This is a genomic window from Acinetobacter calcoaceticus DSM 30006 = CIP 81.8 (assembly GCF_000368965.1).
Classification (GTDB): domain Bacteria; phylum Pseudomonadota; class Gammaproteobacteria; order Pseudomonadales; family Moraxellaceae; genus Acinetobacter; species Acinetobacter calcoaceticus.
The window spans coordinates 472,214-489,136 of record NZ_KB849778.1 but is presented as its reverse complement, the minus strand read 5'-3'; the positions used below and the strand labels follow the sequence as shown (position 1 = coordinate 489,136).

Genomic DNA, 16,923 nt, shown 5'->3' with positions numbered 1-16,923 from the left:
CTTAGCGGCGGACGGGTGAGTAATGCTTAGGAATCTGCCTATTAGTGGGGGACAACATTTCGAAAGGAATGCTAATACCGCATACGTCCTACGGGAGAAAGCAGGGGATCTTCGGACCTTGCGCTAATAGATGAGCCTAAGTCGGATTAGCTAGTTGGTGGGGTAAAGGCCTACCAAGGCGACGATCTGTAGCGGGTCTGAGAGGATGATCCGCCACACTGGGACTGAGACACGGCCCAGACTCCTACGGGAGGCAGCAGTGGGGAATATTGGACAATGGGCGCAAGCCTGATCCAGCCATGCCGCGTGTGTGAAGAAGGCCTTATGGTTGTAAAGCACTTTAAGCGAGGAGGAGGCTACTGAAGTTAATACCTTCAGATAGTGGACGTTACTCGCAGAATAAGCACCGGCTAACTCTGTGCCAGCAGCCGCGGTAATACAGAGGGTGCAAGCGTTAATCGGATTTACTGGGCGTAAAGCGCGCGTAGGCGGCTAATTAAGTCAAATGTGAAATCCCCGAGCTTAACTTGGGAATTGCATTCGATACTGGTTAGCTAGAGTGTGGGAGAGGATGGTAGAATTCCAGGTGTAGCGGTGAAATGCGTAGAGATCTGGAGGAATACCGATGGCGAAGGCAGCCATCTGGCCTAACACTGACGCTGAGGTGCGAAAGCATGGGGAGCAAACAGGATTAGATACCCTGGTAGTCCATGCCGTAAACGATGTCTACTAGCCGTTGGGGCCTTTGAGGCTTTAGTGGCGCAGCTAACGCGATAAGTAGACCGCCTGGGGAGTACGGTCGCAAGACTAAAACTCAAATGAATTGACGGGGGCCCGCACAAGCGGTGGAGCATGTGGTTTAATTCGATGCAACGCGAAGAACCTTACCTGGCCTTGACATAGTAAGAACTTTCCAGAGATGGATTGGTGCCTTCGGGAACTTACATACAGGTGCTGCATGGCTGTCGTCAGCTCGTGTCGTGAGATGTTGGGTTAAGTCCCGCAACGAGCGCAACCCTTTTCCTTATTTGCCAGCGAGTAATGTCGGGAACTTTAAGGATACTGCCAGTGACAAACTGGAGGAAGGCGGGGACGACGTCAAGTCATCATGGCCCTTACGGCCAGGGCTACACACGTGCTACAATGGTCGGTACAAAGGGTTGCTACCTAGCGATAGGATGCTAATCTCAAAAAGCCGATCGTAGTCCGGATTGGAGTCTGCAACTCGACTCCATGAAGTCGGAATCGCTAGTAATCGCGGATCAGAATGCCGCGGTGAATACGTTCCCGGGCCTTGTACACACCGCCCGTCACACCATGGGAGTTTGTTGCACCAGAAGTAGGTAGTCTAACCGCAAGGAGGACGCTTACCACGGTGTGGCCGATGACTGGGGTGAAGTCGTAACAAGGTAGCCGTAGGGGAACCTGCGGCTGGATCACCTCCTTAACGAAAGATTGACGATTGGTAAGAATCCACAACAAGTTGTTCTTCATAGATGTATCTGAGGGTCTGTAGCTCAGTTGGTTAGAGCACACGCTTGATAAGCGTGGGGTCACAAGTTCAAGTCTTGTCAGACCCACCATGACTTTGACTGGTTGAAGTTATAGAAAAGAAGATACATAACTGATGATGTAAGCTGGGGACTTAGCTTAGTTGGTAGAGCGCCTGCTTTGCACGCAGGAGGTCAGGAGTTCGACTCTCCTAGTCTCCACCAGAACTTAAGAGAAGTTCGGATTACAGAAATTAGTAAATAAAGATTTAAATCTTGGTTTATTAACTTCTGTGATTTAAGTATCACGGTATTAAGCATGACCTGACGAAGGCATGTTTATTCATTAACAGATTGGCAAAATTGAGTCTGAAATAAATTGTTCACTCAATAATGAAGAGAGAGGAAGTAATTCTGATCTTGGAATTAATTGAGAACTAGCAAATTAACTGAATCAAGCGTTTTGGTATATGAATTAGATTGAAGCTGTACAGTGTTTAAATACACAGTACTTCAAACTGTAAGAGATTGATGAGAAATCATTGATCATGTCTTATTACTCCTTGTAGGTAATAACGACTGTTTGGGGTTGTATAGTCAAGTAATTAAGTGCATGTGGTGGATGCCTTGGCAGTCAGAGGCGATGAAAGACGTAATAGCCTGCGATAAGCTCCGGGGAGGCGGCAAATATCCTTTGATCCGGAGATTTCTGAATGGGGGAACCCACCTACTTTAAGGTAGGTATTGCAACATGAATACATAGTGTTGCAAGGCGAACGAGGGGAAGTGAAACATCTCAGTACCCTTAGGAAAAGAAATCAATTGAGATTCCCTTAGTAGCGGCGAGCGAACGGGGATCAGCCCATTAAGTTATGTGTGTTTTAGTGGAACGCTCTGGGAAGTGCGAACGTAGAGGGTGATATTCCCGTACACGAAAGGGCACACATAATGATGACGAGTAGGGCGAGGCACGTGAAACCTTGTCTGAATATGGGGGGACCATCCTCCAAGGCTAAATACTCCTGACTGACCGATAGTGAACCAGTACCGTGAGGGAAAGGCGAAAAGAACCCCTGTGAGGGGAGTGAAATAGATCCTGAAACCGCATGCATACAAGCAGTGGGAGCCGACTTGTTCGGTGACTGCGTACCTTTTGTATAATGGGTCAGCGACTTATATTCAGTAGCGAGGTTAACCGTATAGGGGAGCCGTAGAGAAATCGAGTCTTAATAGGGCGTTTAGTTGCTGGGTATAGACCCGAAACCAGGCGATCTATCCATGAGCAGGTTGAAGGTTGGGTAACACTAACTGGAGGACCGAACCCACTGTCGTTGAAAAGCCAGGGGATGACTTGTGGATAGGGGTGAAAGGCTAATCAAGCCTGGTGATAGCTGGTTCTCCCCGAAAGCTATTTAGGTAGCGCCTCGGACGAATACCATAGGGGGTAGAGCACTGTTTCGGCTAGGGGGTCATCCCGACTTACCAAACCGATGCAAACTCCGAATACCTATGAGTACTATCCGGGAGACAGACTGCGGGTGCTAACGTCCGTAGTCAAGAGGAAAACAATCCAGACCGCCAGCTAAGGCCCCAAAATCATAGTTAAGTGGGAAACGATGTGGGAAGGCATAGACAGCTAGGAGGTTGGCTTAGAAGCAGCCACCCTTTAAAGAAAGCGTAATAGCTCACTAGTCGAGTCGGCCTGCGCGGAAGATGTAACGGGGCTAAAACTATGTGCCGAAGCTGCGGATTTGACTTTTAAGTCAAGTGGTAGGGGAGCGTTCTGTAAGCCGATGAAGGTGTATTGAGAAGTATGCTGGAGGTATCAGAAGTGCGAATGCTGACGTGAGTAACGACAAAACGGGTGAAAAACCCGTTCGCCGAAAGACCAAGGGTTCCAGTCCAACGTTAATCGGGGCTGGGTGAGTCGACCCCTAAGGCGAGGCCGAAAGGCGTAGTCGATGGGAAATTGGTTAATATTCCAATACTTCTGTGTAATGCGATGAGAGGACGGAGAAGGTTAAGTCAGCCTGGCGTTGGTTGTCCAGGTGAAAGGAAGTAGGCATGCATCTTAGGCAAATCCGGGGTGCTCTATGCTGAGATCTGATAGCAAGCTGTACTTGTACAGCGAAGTGGCTGATACCATGCTTCCAGGAAAAGTCTCTAAGCTTCAGTTACACAGGAATCGTACCCTAAACCGACACAGGTGGTCAGGTCGAGTAGACCAAGGCGCTTGAGAGAACTCTGCTGAAGGAACTAGGCAAAATGGTACCGTAACTTCGGGAGAAGGTACGCTGTTGTTGGTGATGGAACTTGCTTCCTGAGCTGATGACAGCCACAGAAACCAGGCCGCTGCAACTGTTTATTAAAAACATAGCACTCTGCAAACACGAAAGTGGACGTATAGGGTGTGATGCCTGCCCGGTGCTGGAAGGTTAATTGATGGGGTTAGCGTAAGCGAAGCTCTTGATCGAAGCCCCAGTAAACGGCGGCCGTAACTATAACGGTCCTAAGGTAGCGAAATTCCTTGTCGGGTAAGTTCCGACCTGCACGAATGGCATAATGATGGCGGCGCTGTCTCCAGCAGAGGCTCAGTGAAATCGAAATCGCTGTGAAGATGCAGTGTACCCGCGGCTAGACGGAAAGACCCCGTGAACCTTTACTGCAGCTTGACATTGAACTTTGACCTTACTTGTGTAGGATAGGTGGGAGGCTTTGAAGTTGGAACGCTAGTTCCAATGGAGCCGTCCTTGAAATACCACCCTGGTAATGTTGAGGTTCTAACTCTGCCCCGTAATCCGGGGCGAGGACCATGTCTGGTGGGTAGTTTGACTGGGGCGGTCTCCTCCTAAAGAGTAACGGAGGAGTACGAAGGTGCGCTCAGCGTGGTCGGAAATCACGCGTAGAGTATAAAGGCAAAAGCGCGCTTAACTGCGAGACCCACAAGTCGAGCAGGTACGAAAGTAGGTCTTAGTGATCCGGTGGTTCTGTATGGAAGGGCCATCGCTCAACGGATAAAAGGTACTCTGGGGATAACAGGCTGATACCGCCCAAGAGTTCATATCGACGGCGGTGTTTGGCACCTCGATGTCGGCTCATCTCATCCTGGGGCTGAAGCAGGTCCCAAGGGTATGGCTGTTCGCCATTTAAAGAGGTACGCGAGCTGGGTTTAGAACGTCGTGAGACAGTTCGGTCCCTATCTACCGTGGGCGCTGGAAATTTGAGAGGATCTGCTCCTAGTACGAGAGGACCAGAGTGGACGAACCTCTGGTGTACCGGTTGTGACGCCAGTCGCATCGCCGGGTAGCTATGTTCGGAAGGGATAACCGCTGAAAGCATCTAAGCGGGAAGCCTACCTCAAGATAAGATTTCCCTAGGACTTTATGTCCTCTAAAGAGCCGTTCGAGACTAGGACGTTGATAGGTTGGATGTGGAAGCATAGTGATATGTGAAGCTGACCAATACTAATTGCTCGTGAGGCTTGACTATACAACACCCAAGCAGTTGTATATAAAGCATCAATCGATTCATTAATATGCAAAGCAACTTGATTTAGTTATACGCTTAGCTAAAATGAACAAAATATAGTAAGACTCAATCAGCCCATCTGTAAAGATTTGGAAAACGCATCGGCAACCAATAAGACCAATGCAAGTATCCATACCAGTTGTGCTGGCGACCATAGCAAGAGTGAACCACCTGATCCCTTCCCGAACTCAGAAGTGAAACCTCTTAGCGCTGATGGTAGTGTGGGGTTTCCCATGTGAGAGTAAGTCATCGCCAGCTCATTATTCAAACACCCTCAACTTAACAGTTGAGGGTGTTTTTTTATGCGCAAATTAAAATACGAAAATAAAGAATCCGAAAATAGTAAGCCTGCGTAAGTAGCAATTAATTAACAAAAATATCTAATCGATAAATAGAGCTGTGCTATAAATAATAAGAAAATTATCTATTTAAGCATAAATAATAATGGAGAACTACTTATGAGAATCTATGGGGATGTAGGTTCCGGTAATTGTTATAAGATTAAATTATTACTTTCCTTATTAAATATTAAGCATGTATGGATTCATGTTGATATTTTAAAAAAAGATACTCAAACCCAAGAGTTTTTATCCCTAAACCCTAATGGAAAAATACCTGTATTAGTTCTGGAAGATGGACGTGTTTTAAGTGAATCTAATGCTATTTTAGGTTACTTAGCTGAGGGAACAAAATTCATTCCCATAGATCCTTATATTAAGGCGAAAATGTACCAGTGGATGTTCTTTGAACAATATAGCCATGAACCTTTTATTGCAGTTGCACGTTTTATTAATAAATATTTAGGTTTACCAGAAGATAGAAGAACCGAATATTATAATTTACAGCCAAAAGGGCATAAGGCATTATCTATTATGGATAAAGTATTAGTAGAGAATGATTATCTTACTGGACCAAACCTCACCATTGCTGATATTGCGCTATATGCTTATACACATGTAGCTAATGAAGGTGGCTTCGATTTAAAGTTATACCCAAATATTCAAGCATGGTGTCAAAGAATTCAAGAATATCCCAGATATGTGAGTATGATTGAATAAAAAAGAACTCTTAATAGAGTTCTTTTTTATATATGGGGGGAAATTTCGAGCTTGTTCTGGTTTAGAAATGTGCTTCCAAGCCTACATATGGACCTTTAAATTCAAATTTAAGGTCATTGTTATCGTAGTCATCTAAATCGATATTGAGTACGCGATAGCCTGCTGTTAAACCAAGATCTATTAGTAGGTTATCTGCAAACTTATATTTTACTTCTGCTAGCGCATCTGTAATTCGTGCATCGTCAAAGTTTGTATAGGTTGCTTCACCTTTAGCACTTAAACCTGTAAATGGAAGTTTTACTTCACCTGATAAATAAGCAATAGGATATGTTTTATCAATATCCACGCGCTTACCTGTATACGCAGTAATATCACCATTTAGTACAGTTGCACCAAGTCCGGCATCTACACTCACAATATTATCTAGTAATTCGTAATAGAGAATAAAATCGCTATGATCTAAATCAACTTTATAGTTAGCTTGACCTAAGGTTTCCGATTTAGTTTGAGTATCTAAATTTACATAACGAATTTTCGCATTTGGAATAAATGGGATTGGGTGTTCTACTGATAATGAGAGTTGAGCACTACCTTTTTGATCTAGATCCTGATCATCAGGGAATTGAGAAGACATATTAGCTTTACCGTCATAAAACCAGTAACCTACTTCTCCTTTTACTCCTACAAAGTCTGCCTGAGCAAAACCACTTAAGCCCATCCCGAGCGCTAATAAAGACATTTTTAATATTTTCATTTGAACATCCGAATAAAAGAAATCTTCGAGCGCATGATATAGACATCTTGCTACAGATGCATTGATAAAAAATAAGCCTATCGAGTATATATCTATAAGATTTTTTTGAGACTGAATAAAAATTCATGTATTTCAAATAACTAATATTTATTTATTAATTTTGATGACACTAAGCGTATAAAAAATTTAGTATAAATTTTGTCATCTAATAGTACTGTGACATTTAAATCTTAATTGAAAACTGAAGATTTAAGAATAAATTACTGGATAAGTCGAGTAATTGAAGAGCTCTTTCAATGAATTGGAATAAAATATCATTGAACAATAAGGCCTGACCCTAAGCTTTAGGGCGTAAAGATGAGCTGAAAAATAACCAATTGTGAAAAAAACTTGGAAAATTCGTAAAATTTCTGATGGAAATTACAGTAAAAAGAAATAAAAACAGGTATTGTTCAGCTATATAGGAGCAAAAAATGGACAAAAATCTTTAAGGAAGAATTTTCTATTTTTGCTTGTTTGTTAAGGGAATAAAAATACTCAAAAGGTTCTTTTTATTGTCTACAAACACAAAAGTATTTTTTGGTTCTTTTTTTGCATGCGGAATAACAATCAACAATAGCAGTAAAAATAAGTAATCTTTTAACATTAGGTGTTTTATGGCAGATTCTCGTGAAAACTGGACGTCACGATCTGGTTTTATTATTGCAGCCGTTGGCTCGGCTGTAGGCTTAGGTAATATTTGGCGCTTTCCATACGTTGCTTATGAAAATGGTGGTGGTGCGTTTCTTATTCCCTATCTATTGGCACTCATTACTGCTGGTTTACCGTTACTATTTTTAGATTATGCGGTAGGTCATCGTAGTACTGGTTCGCCTCCAAAAGCATATCGTGCTTTATTTAAAGGCGGAGAAACTTTAGGGTGGTGGCAGGTTTGTGTCTGTATCATCATCGGTTTGTATTATGCAAGCGTCCTGACGTGGGCAGGTAGTTACGTTTACTTCTCTATTGGTCAAATGTGGGGAAGTGATCCAGAAGGTTTCTTCTTTAATACTTACCTACAAACCTCAAAAGCGACTGGTTTTGATCTACAGTTTGTAGGTCATTTATTCTGGCCGATTGTGGGGATTTGGGCACTTACTTTAATCATTCTTTATGGTGGTGTGAAAAAGGGTGTTGAATTATCCAATAAGATTTTCATGCCATTATTATTCGTTCTATTCACGATTTTGGTAGTCCAGTCATTGCGTTTACCGGGTGCTGTTCAAGGTTTGAATGCATTCTTTACGCCAAACTGGTCTGCAATGATGGATTATAAAGTTTGGTTAGCCGCTTATGGTCATATCTTCTTCTCACTATCTGTTGGCTTCGGGATCATGGTGACGTATGCATCATATTTGAAACCAAAAACTAATTTAACGGGTTCTGGCTTAATCGTTGGTTTTGCAAATGCATCAACAGAGATTTTGGCAGGTATTGGTATTTTTGCAGCGCTAGGTTTTATGGCACATGCTGCAGGAACTGAAGTTAAAGATGTGGTGAGTGGCGGGATTGGCTTGGCATTTATTGCATTCCCTAAAATTATTTCAAGTTTAGGTACAGGTGCCGATTTATTTGGTTTCTTATTCTTCTCTTCACTTTTCGTCGCAGGTATTTCTTCGATGGTCAGTATTTTGGAAGTGCCTATTGCAGCAATGCAAGATAAGTTGAAATGGGGCCGTAAAAAAGCTGTAACGATTATTGGTGGTGGTAGTGCGCTTGTATCGATTATTTTATTCTCAAGTGTAAACGCAATTAAACTGGTTGATATTGTTGACCACTTTATTAATAACATCGGTATTATTGGTGGTGCTTTACTTTCTATTATTGCCGTGACTTGGTTTAAACGTTCAGCACTCATTGAACTTCGCAATCATGTAAATCGTATCTCAACAATTCAACTTGGTAAGGGATGGGATTTCACTTTAACGGTTATTACATCTTTAATCTTGTTAACAACACTCACTATGACTGTTTTTAATTTGATCAAAAATGGCTATGATACTTATAGTATGAGCTTACAAGGTGTATTCGGCTGGGGCAGTGTGATTTTCTGTGCGGTCGTTGCAATCGTGTTAAGCAAAATGAAAGATCGCTAGGAGGATAGAATAATGAATACTTCGGCAATCGTAATGATGGTGATTTCGATGGTGTTTTTATGGGGTGGATTAGCTTTATCTATTCTGCATTTGTCGAAACATCCTGAAGAGTTAGATGATGTTTTAGAAGAGGTAAAAGATCAGCACACGCTTTGATGCTGATCTCGTAAAAAGCAGGCTCGAAGCCTGCTTTTTTTATGCAATTTTTTGGATTTTACAATAATAAAATCCATCACCAGACTGCGCTTGCGGCAGTAATTGGCGGCCATGAATTTGCTCAATACCCCAATCAGCTTCAATTTTGATTTCTTTCGCATCAGTATGTTCTGCGAAGAAATCTATCATTTGCTGTTCATTCTCAGCTTTTAAAACTGAACAAGTGATGTATAGCAGTGTGCCACCAGCTTTGAGTTGTTGCCACATATGCTGCAAGATCTGCTTTTGTAGCTCAATCGTTTGAGCTATGTCGCTAGATTGGCGTAAAAGGCGTATGTCAGGATGACGTCGAATGACCCCTGTTGCAGAGCAAGGCGCATCTAGCACAATACAATCTACAGGCTGCGCTGGAACCCATTGGGTTGCATCTGCTGCCAAAATTTCAGTATGAGTTTGATCGAGTGCTAAACGGTTTAAATTTTCAGTCACACGGACTAAACGATTAGAATCTTGGTCAATAGCAATGAGCTTAGCCGGTTTAAACTTTTCGAGTAAATGAGCCGTTTTTCCACCGGGTGCTGCACAGGCATCAATCACTGTTTTATTATTTAAATCTGGCAATAATGTTGCACATAGCTGAGCATGCTCATCTTGTACAGAAAACCATCCCTCTTCAAAACCAGGTAGCTGGGTAATTTGAACAGATTGTTCAAGGACGATGCCTGCTTCAGATAAAATACATGCACGTGCTTTAATTTCTGAATTTTGTAATTTTGCTAAATAAGCGTCTCGACCAATGTGGCGTTGATTAACCCTTAAGGTTAAAGGTGCGACTTGTTTTAATGATTGGCATAGAGATTCGGTTTGTTCACCCCAATCTTTTTTCACACGCTTATAAAGCCAACTTGGTAAGCCATGCGCCTGTTGTAAACCTTGCTGAAAGTCATCAGTTTCACGCGTCGCGCGGCGTAAAATAGCATTCACAATGCCGCTGAGTGCTGGGAACCCAAGTTGTTTAGTGGCGTCTACTGTTTCAGAGATCGCAGCATGTGCGGCAATACGCGTGCATAAAACTTGATAAAGACCGACGTAAAGACAGGTTTCAACAGTTTCATTATTTAACGGTTTGCTGAGTAAAGGTAGGCTAATTGATTTAAGCGCAAACCATTGACGCAATGTACCCAGAACAAGTTCATGAAATAGTGCACGGTCACGTTCTGCAACTTGATTCAGCTGTGTATTTAAAATACTAGCGAGTGATTGGCCTTGCTGAACTTTTAATAACGTCTGGACGACTTGAGCACGTAAGTTAAATCGTGACGAATTTGATGAAACCTGACTCATGGCAGAATTTGTCCTACGTGAAGTTTTTGAGTTTGGGCAATTTGTTGGGCATTCATTGCTTTGCCGCCCGGCCATTGCACACTGGTCAGACAAATAAATGAATCTTGCCCACAAGCAACATGTACGCCTTGCTTATCAATCGCGATAATTTCACCAGCTTGGACATTTGCTTTAGTCTGACTAGAAATTGTTGAGCTCCAAATACGCAGAGCATTATTTTCGTCAAGCTGAACGAAGGCAACAGGCCAAGGGTTGAATGCACGAATATTTCGGTCAAGTTGAATAGCATCAGTTGACCAGTCAATTCGAGCTTCTGATTTCACGAGCTTGTGTGCATAGACTGTTAGGCTTTCATTTTGCAATTCACGTTTTTCAATAAAATCCTGCAAGCTTTGTTCTGATTCAAGTACGGTACAAATCGCTTCTGCACCTTGAACAGCCAATTTGTCATGCAAGCTGGCAGAGGTCTCTCCTGCGGTGATTGGGCAGTAGGTTTTATACATCATATCGCCTGTATCTAAACCAGCAGCCATCTGCATAATCGTAATTCCTGTTTCATCATCACCTGTTGCGATTGCGCGCTGAATTGGTGCTGCACCGCGCCAACGTGGTAATAATGAGCCATGAATATTTAAACAGCCATATTTAGGTGTATCGAGTACAGCTTGTGGAAGAATCAAACCATAGGCAGCAACCACCATCACATCAGCACCTAAAGCAGCGAGTTCTTGTTGCGCTGCCAAGCCTTCTTCAGTTGAAGCTTTAAAGTGAAGCGGTTGATAAACAGGAATATTATGTTCAAGGGCAAGCTGTTTTACAGGAGATGGCGTTAATTTTTGTCCGCGACCAGCTTTACGGTCTGGTTGAGTATAAACCGCGATAATTTCATGGGAAGTTTTTAATAAAGCCGCCAATGCTGTTGCAGCAAATTCGGGGGTGCCAGCAAAAATAATTTTCACAAATGCAATCCAAAAAGAGTTTGTGGGTAGTATACGTGAAAAACGTTTGAAGCCCTAAACTCATGGCTATTGAGAGATTTGGTTTTTAAATAGTGAACAAAAAATTATTGAAAAACTTTTATTGATAAAAAAAGGTTATGAAAAAATAAAAAATTATTCATGTAAGTTTTGCTAAATATTGACTGACTATTACTGTTCTTGGCTTTCCGAATATTATTTGCTTCTATAGAATGGAGAATGATCAAATTATGATGATGAGTCAATATTCCGACTGATCTAACGCTATATCAGTATCATTCAGCCAGAGTGGGAGAAATTTCGCTCAAGCACAACTTGTTGGAAACACTAATGCCTGACTATCGTTCAAAAACATCGACACACGGAAGAAATATGGCTGGCGCACGTGGCTTATGGCGTGCAACAGGAATGAAAGATGAAGATTTCGGCAAACCGATTATTGCGGTGGTCAATTCATTTACTCAATTTGTTCCGGGCCATGTACATCTTAAAGATCTAGGGCAGCTTGTTGCAGCAGAAATTCAGGCATCAGGTGGTGTTGCTAAAGAGTTCAATACGATCGCAGTAGACGACGGGATCGCAATGGGGCATGACGGCATGCTTTATTCTTTACCATCACGTGATTTGATTGCTGACTCAGTAGAGTACATGGTAAATGCGCATTGTGCTGATGCTATGGTCTGTATTTCTAACTGTGACAAGATTACTCCGGGAATGCTCATGGCTGCGATGCGCTTGAATATTCCTGTGGTTTTTGTGTCTGGTGGACCAATGGAAGCAGGTAAGGTCAAATTCCGCGGTAATGAAAAAGCGATTGATCTTGTTGATGCAATGGTTGTTGCGGCTGATGAAAGTTATACAGACGAAGAAGTTGAAGAGTTTGAACGTTCAGCATGTCCAACCTGTGGTTCATGTTCAGGTATGTTCACTGCAAACTCAATGAACTGTTTAACTGAAGCGTTAGGTTTATCTTTACCGGGTAATGGTTCGATTGTCGCGACACATGCTAATCGTAAAAAATTATTCTTAAAAGCAGGTCAGCTTATTGTTGAATTGGCTAAGCGCTATTACGAACAAGAAGATGCAAGCATTTTACCTCGTTCAATTGCAACAAAGGCTGCATTTAAAAATGCCATGACGCTTGATATTGCAATGGGTGGTTCAACCAATACCGTTCTACACTTATTGGCTGCGGCAAGTGAAGCGGAAGTTGACTTTACCATGGACGATATTGACGAACTATCACGTCGAGTGCCTGTATTATCTAAAGTAGCGCCTGCAAAACAAGATGTTCATATGGAAGATGTACACCGTGCAGGTGGCATCATGGCCATTTTAGGTGAGCTTGATCGTGCGAAGTTACTTGATGTATCACTACCAACCGTACATGAGAAAACTTTAAAAGATGCATTGGATAAGTGGGATATTATTCGCACTGAAGATGCAGACGTATATGAGTTCTATCGCTCATCTCCGGGTGGTGTACCAACGCAAGTTGCTTTCTCTCAAAATCGTTACTATGCAACTTTAGATGGCGATCGTGAAAAAGGTGTTATCCGCAATGCAGAACATGCATTCTCTAAAGATGGTGGTTTAGCTGTGCTATACGGCAACATCGCTCTTGACGGCTGTATTGTAAAAACTGCGGGTGTAGATGAATCTATCCTAAAATTTACTGGCACAGCACGCGTGTTTGAGAGTCAAGATGCTGCTGTAGATGCAATCTTGGGTCATGATATTAAAGCTGGCGATGTCGTTGTTATTCGTTATGAAGGTCCACGTGGTGGTCCGGGTATGCAAGAAATGCTTTACCCAACCAGCTATCTTAAATCAAAAGGTTTAGGAAAAGACTGTGCATTAGTTACAGATGGTCGTTTCTCTGGTGGTTCATCAGGCCTTTCGATTGGACATGTTTCGCCAGAAGCTGCTGAAGGCGGTGCCATTGGTTTGGTTGAAGATGGCGATACCATTGAAATTGATATTCCAAACCGTACCATTCACTTGAACGTTGATGATGCGACTATGGCGCACCGTCGTACAGTTCAAGAGGCGAAAGGCTGGCACCCGAAAGAAGAACGTAAACGTAAGGTATCAAAAGCGTTAAAAGTTTATGCAATGCATACAACTAGTGCAGCGAAAGGAGCTGTACGCGTTCTATAAAATATTCAATTTTATTAATTGAGTAGAAATTATGCACTTTTCAGCACGATGAATTATTATCTGTTGAGGGTGCATTTTTTTCGCCTGATGAAAAAAATAGGCTTGTAGATTAGGGTGTTGCAAGTCATTCTATGGGTTTGTCATAAAATGATGATAAAATCTTCACCGATGCAGGAACACGTGCAATAACATGATATTTGTTCTGCGTAAGCAGAGCTCGTCAGTATTTTGTATATTAAGCTTCTGCTGCACTTTGTACTGCGATCAAAGCAGTTTTTTGGTCTAGCTTAGGATTTTATTTTTTAGAGGCACTATTCATGTTACTGCTACGCCGTTGGTTTGACCCTATCCGATCGAGTTGGTTTTACCAAAAACCCTCTCGTCAAGCGGTGTTACCCACGGAAAATGGTTTAAGTATTTATTTACGACTTGATGATGTGTATAGCTATTTGGCTGTTCAGCAATTGTCTCAGCTCGATGAGATTTTAAGTGATGAACTTAAGCCTTTAAAGATTATTATTTCCCATACGGCTTCTGAGCCTCCGAATAGTATGTCACATGAAGAGTGGCAAAATTATTGTCTGAATGATGCGAAAATTTTAGCCAAGCAACACCGTTTTGCTTTTGATGAATTTCCAGAAATCCCAAGCCAAGAATCTTTAAAACAAGCTGCTGTCATATTAAAAAGAACCCCATTACAAGGTCAGAATTTCTTACATTTACTAGAAGATATTTTTCACATGCTTTGGCAGCAGCAATATGGAAAGCTACGTACTTTACATGCCATGGCAGTTAAACATCAGCTCCCTCAACATTTTTCAGAACGTATTTTTACGGATGAGCCTGTACCGGCGGCGTACTTTGAATTTGGTGGACGTAAGTATCATGCAGTAGATGATTTATTACGTTTAACCCGTCGTCTAAAACAGCAAAAGTTACTGACTGGTAATCCGATCTTTTTAATTAATCATATCGAATGGCGTGAACATTTGATTAATGATGCTGAGGCACTTACCGAAATTCAGACACTTCGTCCTGAACTCGATATATATATTGCCTTAGAAGATCCAATGAGTTGGCTGTTACTTGCTTATATTAAGGAAGAGCTGGCCGAGTATTATGACATTCAATTAAAAGTTTACCCTTTAAGCTATCAAGGCCGAGATTGGTTTGACTGGAGTTTGGCAACCCGTGTTTCTAAACGAACAGATGTAGCTTTTACCCCTTTTTGCCGTCCTACAGAAGAAAGTACGCTTGAAATGGCAAAGCTTTTCTATAGCGTGCCTGAAAATCAGCAAATCGATACGGTTTTTACGATTTTGCAGGCTGTTTGGACAAAAGGCAAAGATTTATCTTTCAAAAAGCATTTCCAAGAATTACAGCAACAGTTGGGAATTGAGCAGTTAACCGAACAGGATGTGCCAGCTGTTCTGGCGCAAAATGACACATTTTGCAGAGATAAGCATCAGCCTGATTTACCAGTTTTAGAGTTGCGTATTGATGGGCAAAGCTATGTATTTAATAGTTTGTATCGTGTTTGGATGATTGAAAGTATTTTTAGCAATGTATTGGAAGAAAAATATAAAACGGCCTCAACTTTTAATTGAGGCCTTCTCCTAAAAACAAGAATAGGGCAAAGCCTGTTTTTTCCGTAGCATAGCCTTGTAGGGAATCGGAGATAAACAGTGACATTTCTAGCAATTATTATGGTGGTTTTTGCCTTTGCTGGCATGATTAAAGGCATGATCGGCTTAGGGTTGCCCGCGGTATCGATGGGCCTACTCACCATCGCAATGAGTCCTTTTCAAGCAGCATCTCTTCTGATTGTTCCTTCAATGGTCACTAATGTTTGGCAGCTTTTCGCTGAAGGACATGTCTGGGCTTTTATTCGCCGTTTCTGGACTTTGCTTGTAGGCATAGTGGTGGGCTCAATATGGAGCTTTCTGCCCACCTTGAGCCAAAGTCATGGGCATAGTAGTGAAATTTTATTAGGCTGTATGTTGGCCTTATATGGGCTCTATGGTCTATGCGTGAAGAAGCTTCCACACTTAGGGCCACATGAGCGTTGGCTATCGCCCATCATTGGTTATATTGGTGGGGCAGTGACCGTAGCTACTGGGGTTATTATTATTCCAGTAGTGCCTTACTTGCAGTCGTTGCATTTAAAACGTGATGAGCTGGTACAGGCTTTGGGGCTGACTTTTACTGTCTCTACGATTTGCCTTGCAGTCTTTTTACATCACAACCCTATGTCAGGAATAACGCTAGACTATCGTTTATCTTTTGCGGCTTTATTTGCTGCATTAGTTGGAATGTGGTTAGGTAAAAAAATCCGTTATCGACTGAATGAACAAAAATTTCGTCGTATATTTTTTATTGGTTTGATGTCATTAGGGATTTATATGGTTTTGCACTAAGCCAAGTGTTTAAGGGCGATGTTGCAGTAAAAAATCAGAAAACTGTTGATAGCTTTGAGGGAGTTGATTGAAATTTTGTGTGGCTAAAAGCAGTTTACGATTTGCCCATGCACCGAGTAACTGGATTGAATGAAAATCATAGTCTGATTGCAAACGCTGTGCAGCGCGGGCGGGCATAATTGCAATCCCTACTCCCTTAGCAACAACTTCAGCAATTGCGCCAAAGCTAGGTAAACGTAAACGGTACTGTATGTTAAAGCCTAGTAATTTAGCTTGAGTTTCGATGGACTGCTGCAAAGAGTGATGGGGTTTAAGGCCAATAAAGCCATAGCTTAGAGCATCGACCAAATTCAGCTCTTGGTATTGAGCTAAATTGTGGGTAGTAGGGCAAATCAGAACTAAAGGGTCGCTGGCAAATTGTTTTGTTTGCAAATGTCTGGTATCAAAAAAACTTGAAACGAGACCGAGACTTGCAACCCCTTGTGTTAATGCATCTACAATTTCTGAGCTTTCGGCTTCATGTAAATCGATATTTATCTCGGGATGTAGTACTAGATATTGCGGTAAGAGAGGCGGTAGATATTCACTTTGAGCAGAAGAGTTACACCAAAGGATCAATGATTCTGTGGTCTTTTGCCTAAAACGCTGCATTTCTTGTTCGAGTTGATCTTTTTGTGCCAAAAGCTGACGAGCATGCTCAGTAAAAGCATGTCCTGCGGTCGTGAGTTCGACTCCTGTTGTCTGGCGAATAAATAAAGGAGTTTCAAAATATTGTTCGAGTTTTTTTATACGTTCGCTGGCAGCCTGAAGTGAAATCGCGGAACGATCTGCACCTTTAGTTAAGCTACCTGTAGAGACAATATGGAGAACCAGTTGTAAATCAAAAAAATCAAAACGCATGACA

The 16,923-nt window shown here is 42.1% G+C and carries 10 protein-coding genes, 2 tRNA genes and 3 rRNA genes; 11 read left to right on the top strand and 4 right to left on the bottom strand.

Features of this window, described 5'->3' with window-relative positions; translation table 11 throughout:
• From F936_RS02375 to F936_RS02350, 6 genes are all read left to right on the top strand, one after another.
• Positions 1–1,447: ribosomal RNA gene (locus F936_RS02375) — 16S ribosomal RNA — on the top strand; the annotation flags it as partial.
• 59 nt (positions 1,448–1,506) lie between these two features.
• Positions 1,507–1,583, top strand: a tRNA-Ile gene (locus tag F936_RS02370).
• A gap of 56 nt (positions 1,584–1,639) precedes the next feature.
• A tRNA-Ala gene (locus F936_RS02365) sits at positions 1,640–1,715 on the top strand.
• Positions 1,716–2,085: 370 nt separating this feature from the next.
• A 23S ribosomal RNA gene (locus tag F936_RS02360) occupies positions 2,086–4,979 on the top strand.
• A 182-nt stretch (positions 4,980–5,161) separates the two neighbouring features.
• A 5S ribosomal RNA gene (gene rrf / locus F936_RS02355) occupies positions 5,162–5,276 on the top strand.
• A 200-nt stretch (positions 5,277–5,476) separates the two neighbouring features.
• The gene (locus F936_RS02350; RefSeq protein ID WP_005044465.1) at positions 5,477–6,076 is read left to right on the top strand and encodes a glutathione S-transferase family protein; all 600 of its coding nucleotides are present in this window, start codon (positions 5,477–5,479) and stop codon (positions 6,074–6,076) included.
• Between the two features lie 61 nt (positions 6,077–6,137).
• Here the strand turns inward: F936_RS02350 and F936_RS02345 are convergent, their stop codons facing one another.
• Positions 6,138–6,830 carry a TIGR04219 family outer membrane beta-barrel protein gene (locus tag F936_RS02345; RefSeq protein WP_005037779.1) on the bottom strand — a complete coding sequence of 231 codons (693 nt, stop codon included), beginning with the start codon at positions 6,828–6,830 and terminating at the stop codon, positions 6,138–6,140.
• A 656-nt stretch (positions 6,831–7,486) separates the two neighbouring features.
• Between F936_RS02345 and F936_RS02340 the strand changes: the two genes are divergently transcribed.
• Both F936_RS02340 and F936_RS18560 read left to right on the top strand, forming a co-directional pair.
• Positions 7,487–8,965, top strand: a complete 1,479-nt coding sequence (locus F936_RS02340; protein ID WP_005044463.1) for a sodium-dependent transporter — start codon at positions 7,487–7,489, stop codon at positions 8,963–8,965.
• Between the two features lie 12 nt (positions 8,966–8,977).
• Positions 8,978–9,121, top strand: coding sequence for a methionine/alanine import family NSS transporter small subunit (locus tag F936_RS18560; protein ID WP_003654330.1), 144 nt, complete (start codon positions 8,978–8,980; stop codon positions 9,119–9,121).
• A gap of 39 nt (positions 9,122–9,160) precedes the next feature.
• Here the strand turns inward: F936_RS18560 and rsmB are convergent, their stop codons facing one another.
• Together rsmB and fmt are read right to left on the bottom strand one after the other, a co-directional pair.
• Entirely contained in the window at positions 9,161–10,465 is a 1,305-nt protein-coding gene (gene rsmB, locus F936_RS02335; protein ID WP_005044461.1) for a 16S rRNA (cytosine(967)-C(5))-methyltransferase RsmB, read from the bottom strand.
• Positions 10,462–11,424: a methionyl-tRNA formyltransferase gene (gene fmt, locus F936_RS02330; protein ID WP_005044459.1), complete on the bottom strand. Its 963-nt coding sequence runs from the start codon at positions 11,422–11,424 to the stop codon at positions 10,462–10,464. The genes rsmB and fmt overlap by 4 nt, the downstream gene beginning before the upstream one ends.
• A gap of 348 nt (positions 11,425–11,772) precedes the next feature.
• Between fmt and ilvD the strand changes: the two genes are divergently transcribed.
• From ilvD to F936_RS02315, 3 genes are all read left to right on the top strand, one after another.
• Entirely contained in the window at positions 11,773–13,602 is a 1,830-nt protein-coding gene (ilvD, locus tag F936_RS02325) for a dihydroxy-acid dehydratase (RefSeq protein WP_016801744.1), read from the top strand.
• A gap of 317 nt (positions 13,603–13,919) precedes the next feature.
• Positions 13,920–15,209, top strand: a complete 1,290-nt coding sequence (locus F936_RS02320) for a hypothetical protein (RefSeq protein ID WP_005044456.1) — start codon at positions 13,920–13,922, stop codon at positions 15,207–15,209.
• A 78-nt stretch (positions 15,210–15,287) separates the two neighbouring features.
• Positions 15,288–16,019, top strand: a complete 732-nt coding sequence (locus tag F936_RS02315; protein WP_005044454.1) for a sulfite exporter TauE/SafE family protein — start codon at positions 15,288–15,290, stop codon at positions 16,017–16,019.
• Between the two features lie 9 nt (positions 16,020–16,028).
• Here the strand turns inward: F936_RS02315 and F936_RS02310 are convergent, their stop codons facing one another.
• A complete protein-coding gene (locus F936_RS02310; RefSeq protein ID WP_005044451.1) occupies positions 16,029–16,919 on the bottom strand; it encodes a LysR family transcriptional regulator in 891 nt (296 codons plus the stop codon).
• Between the last annotated feature and the right edge of the window lie 4 nt (positions 16,920–16,923).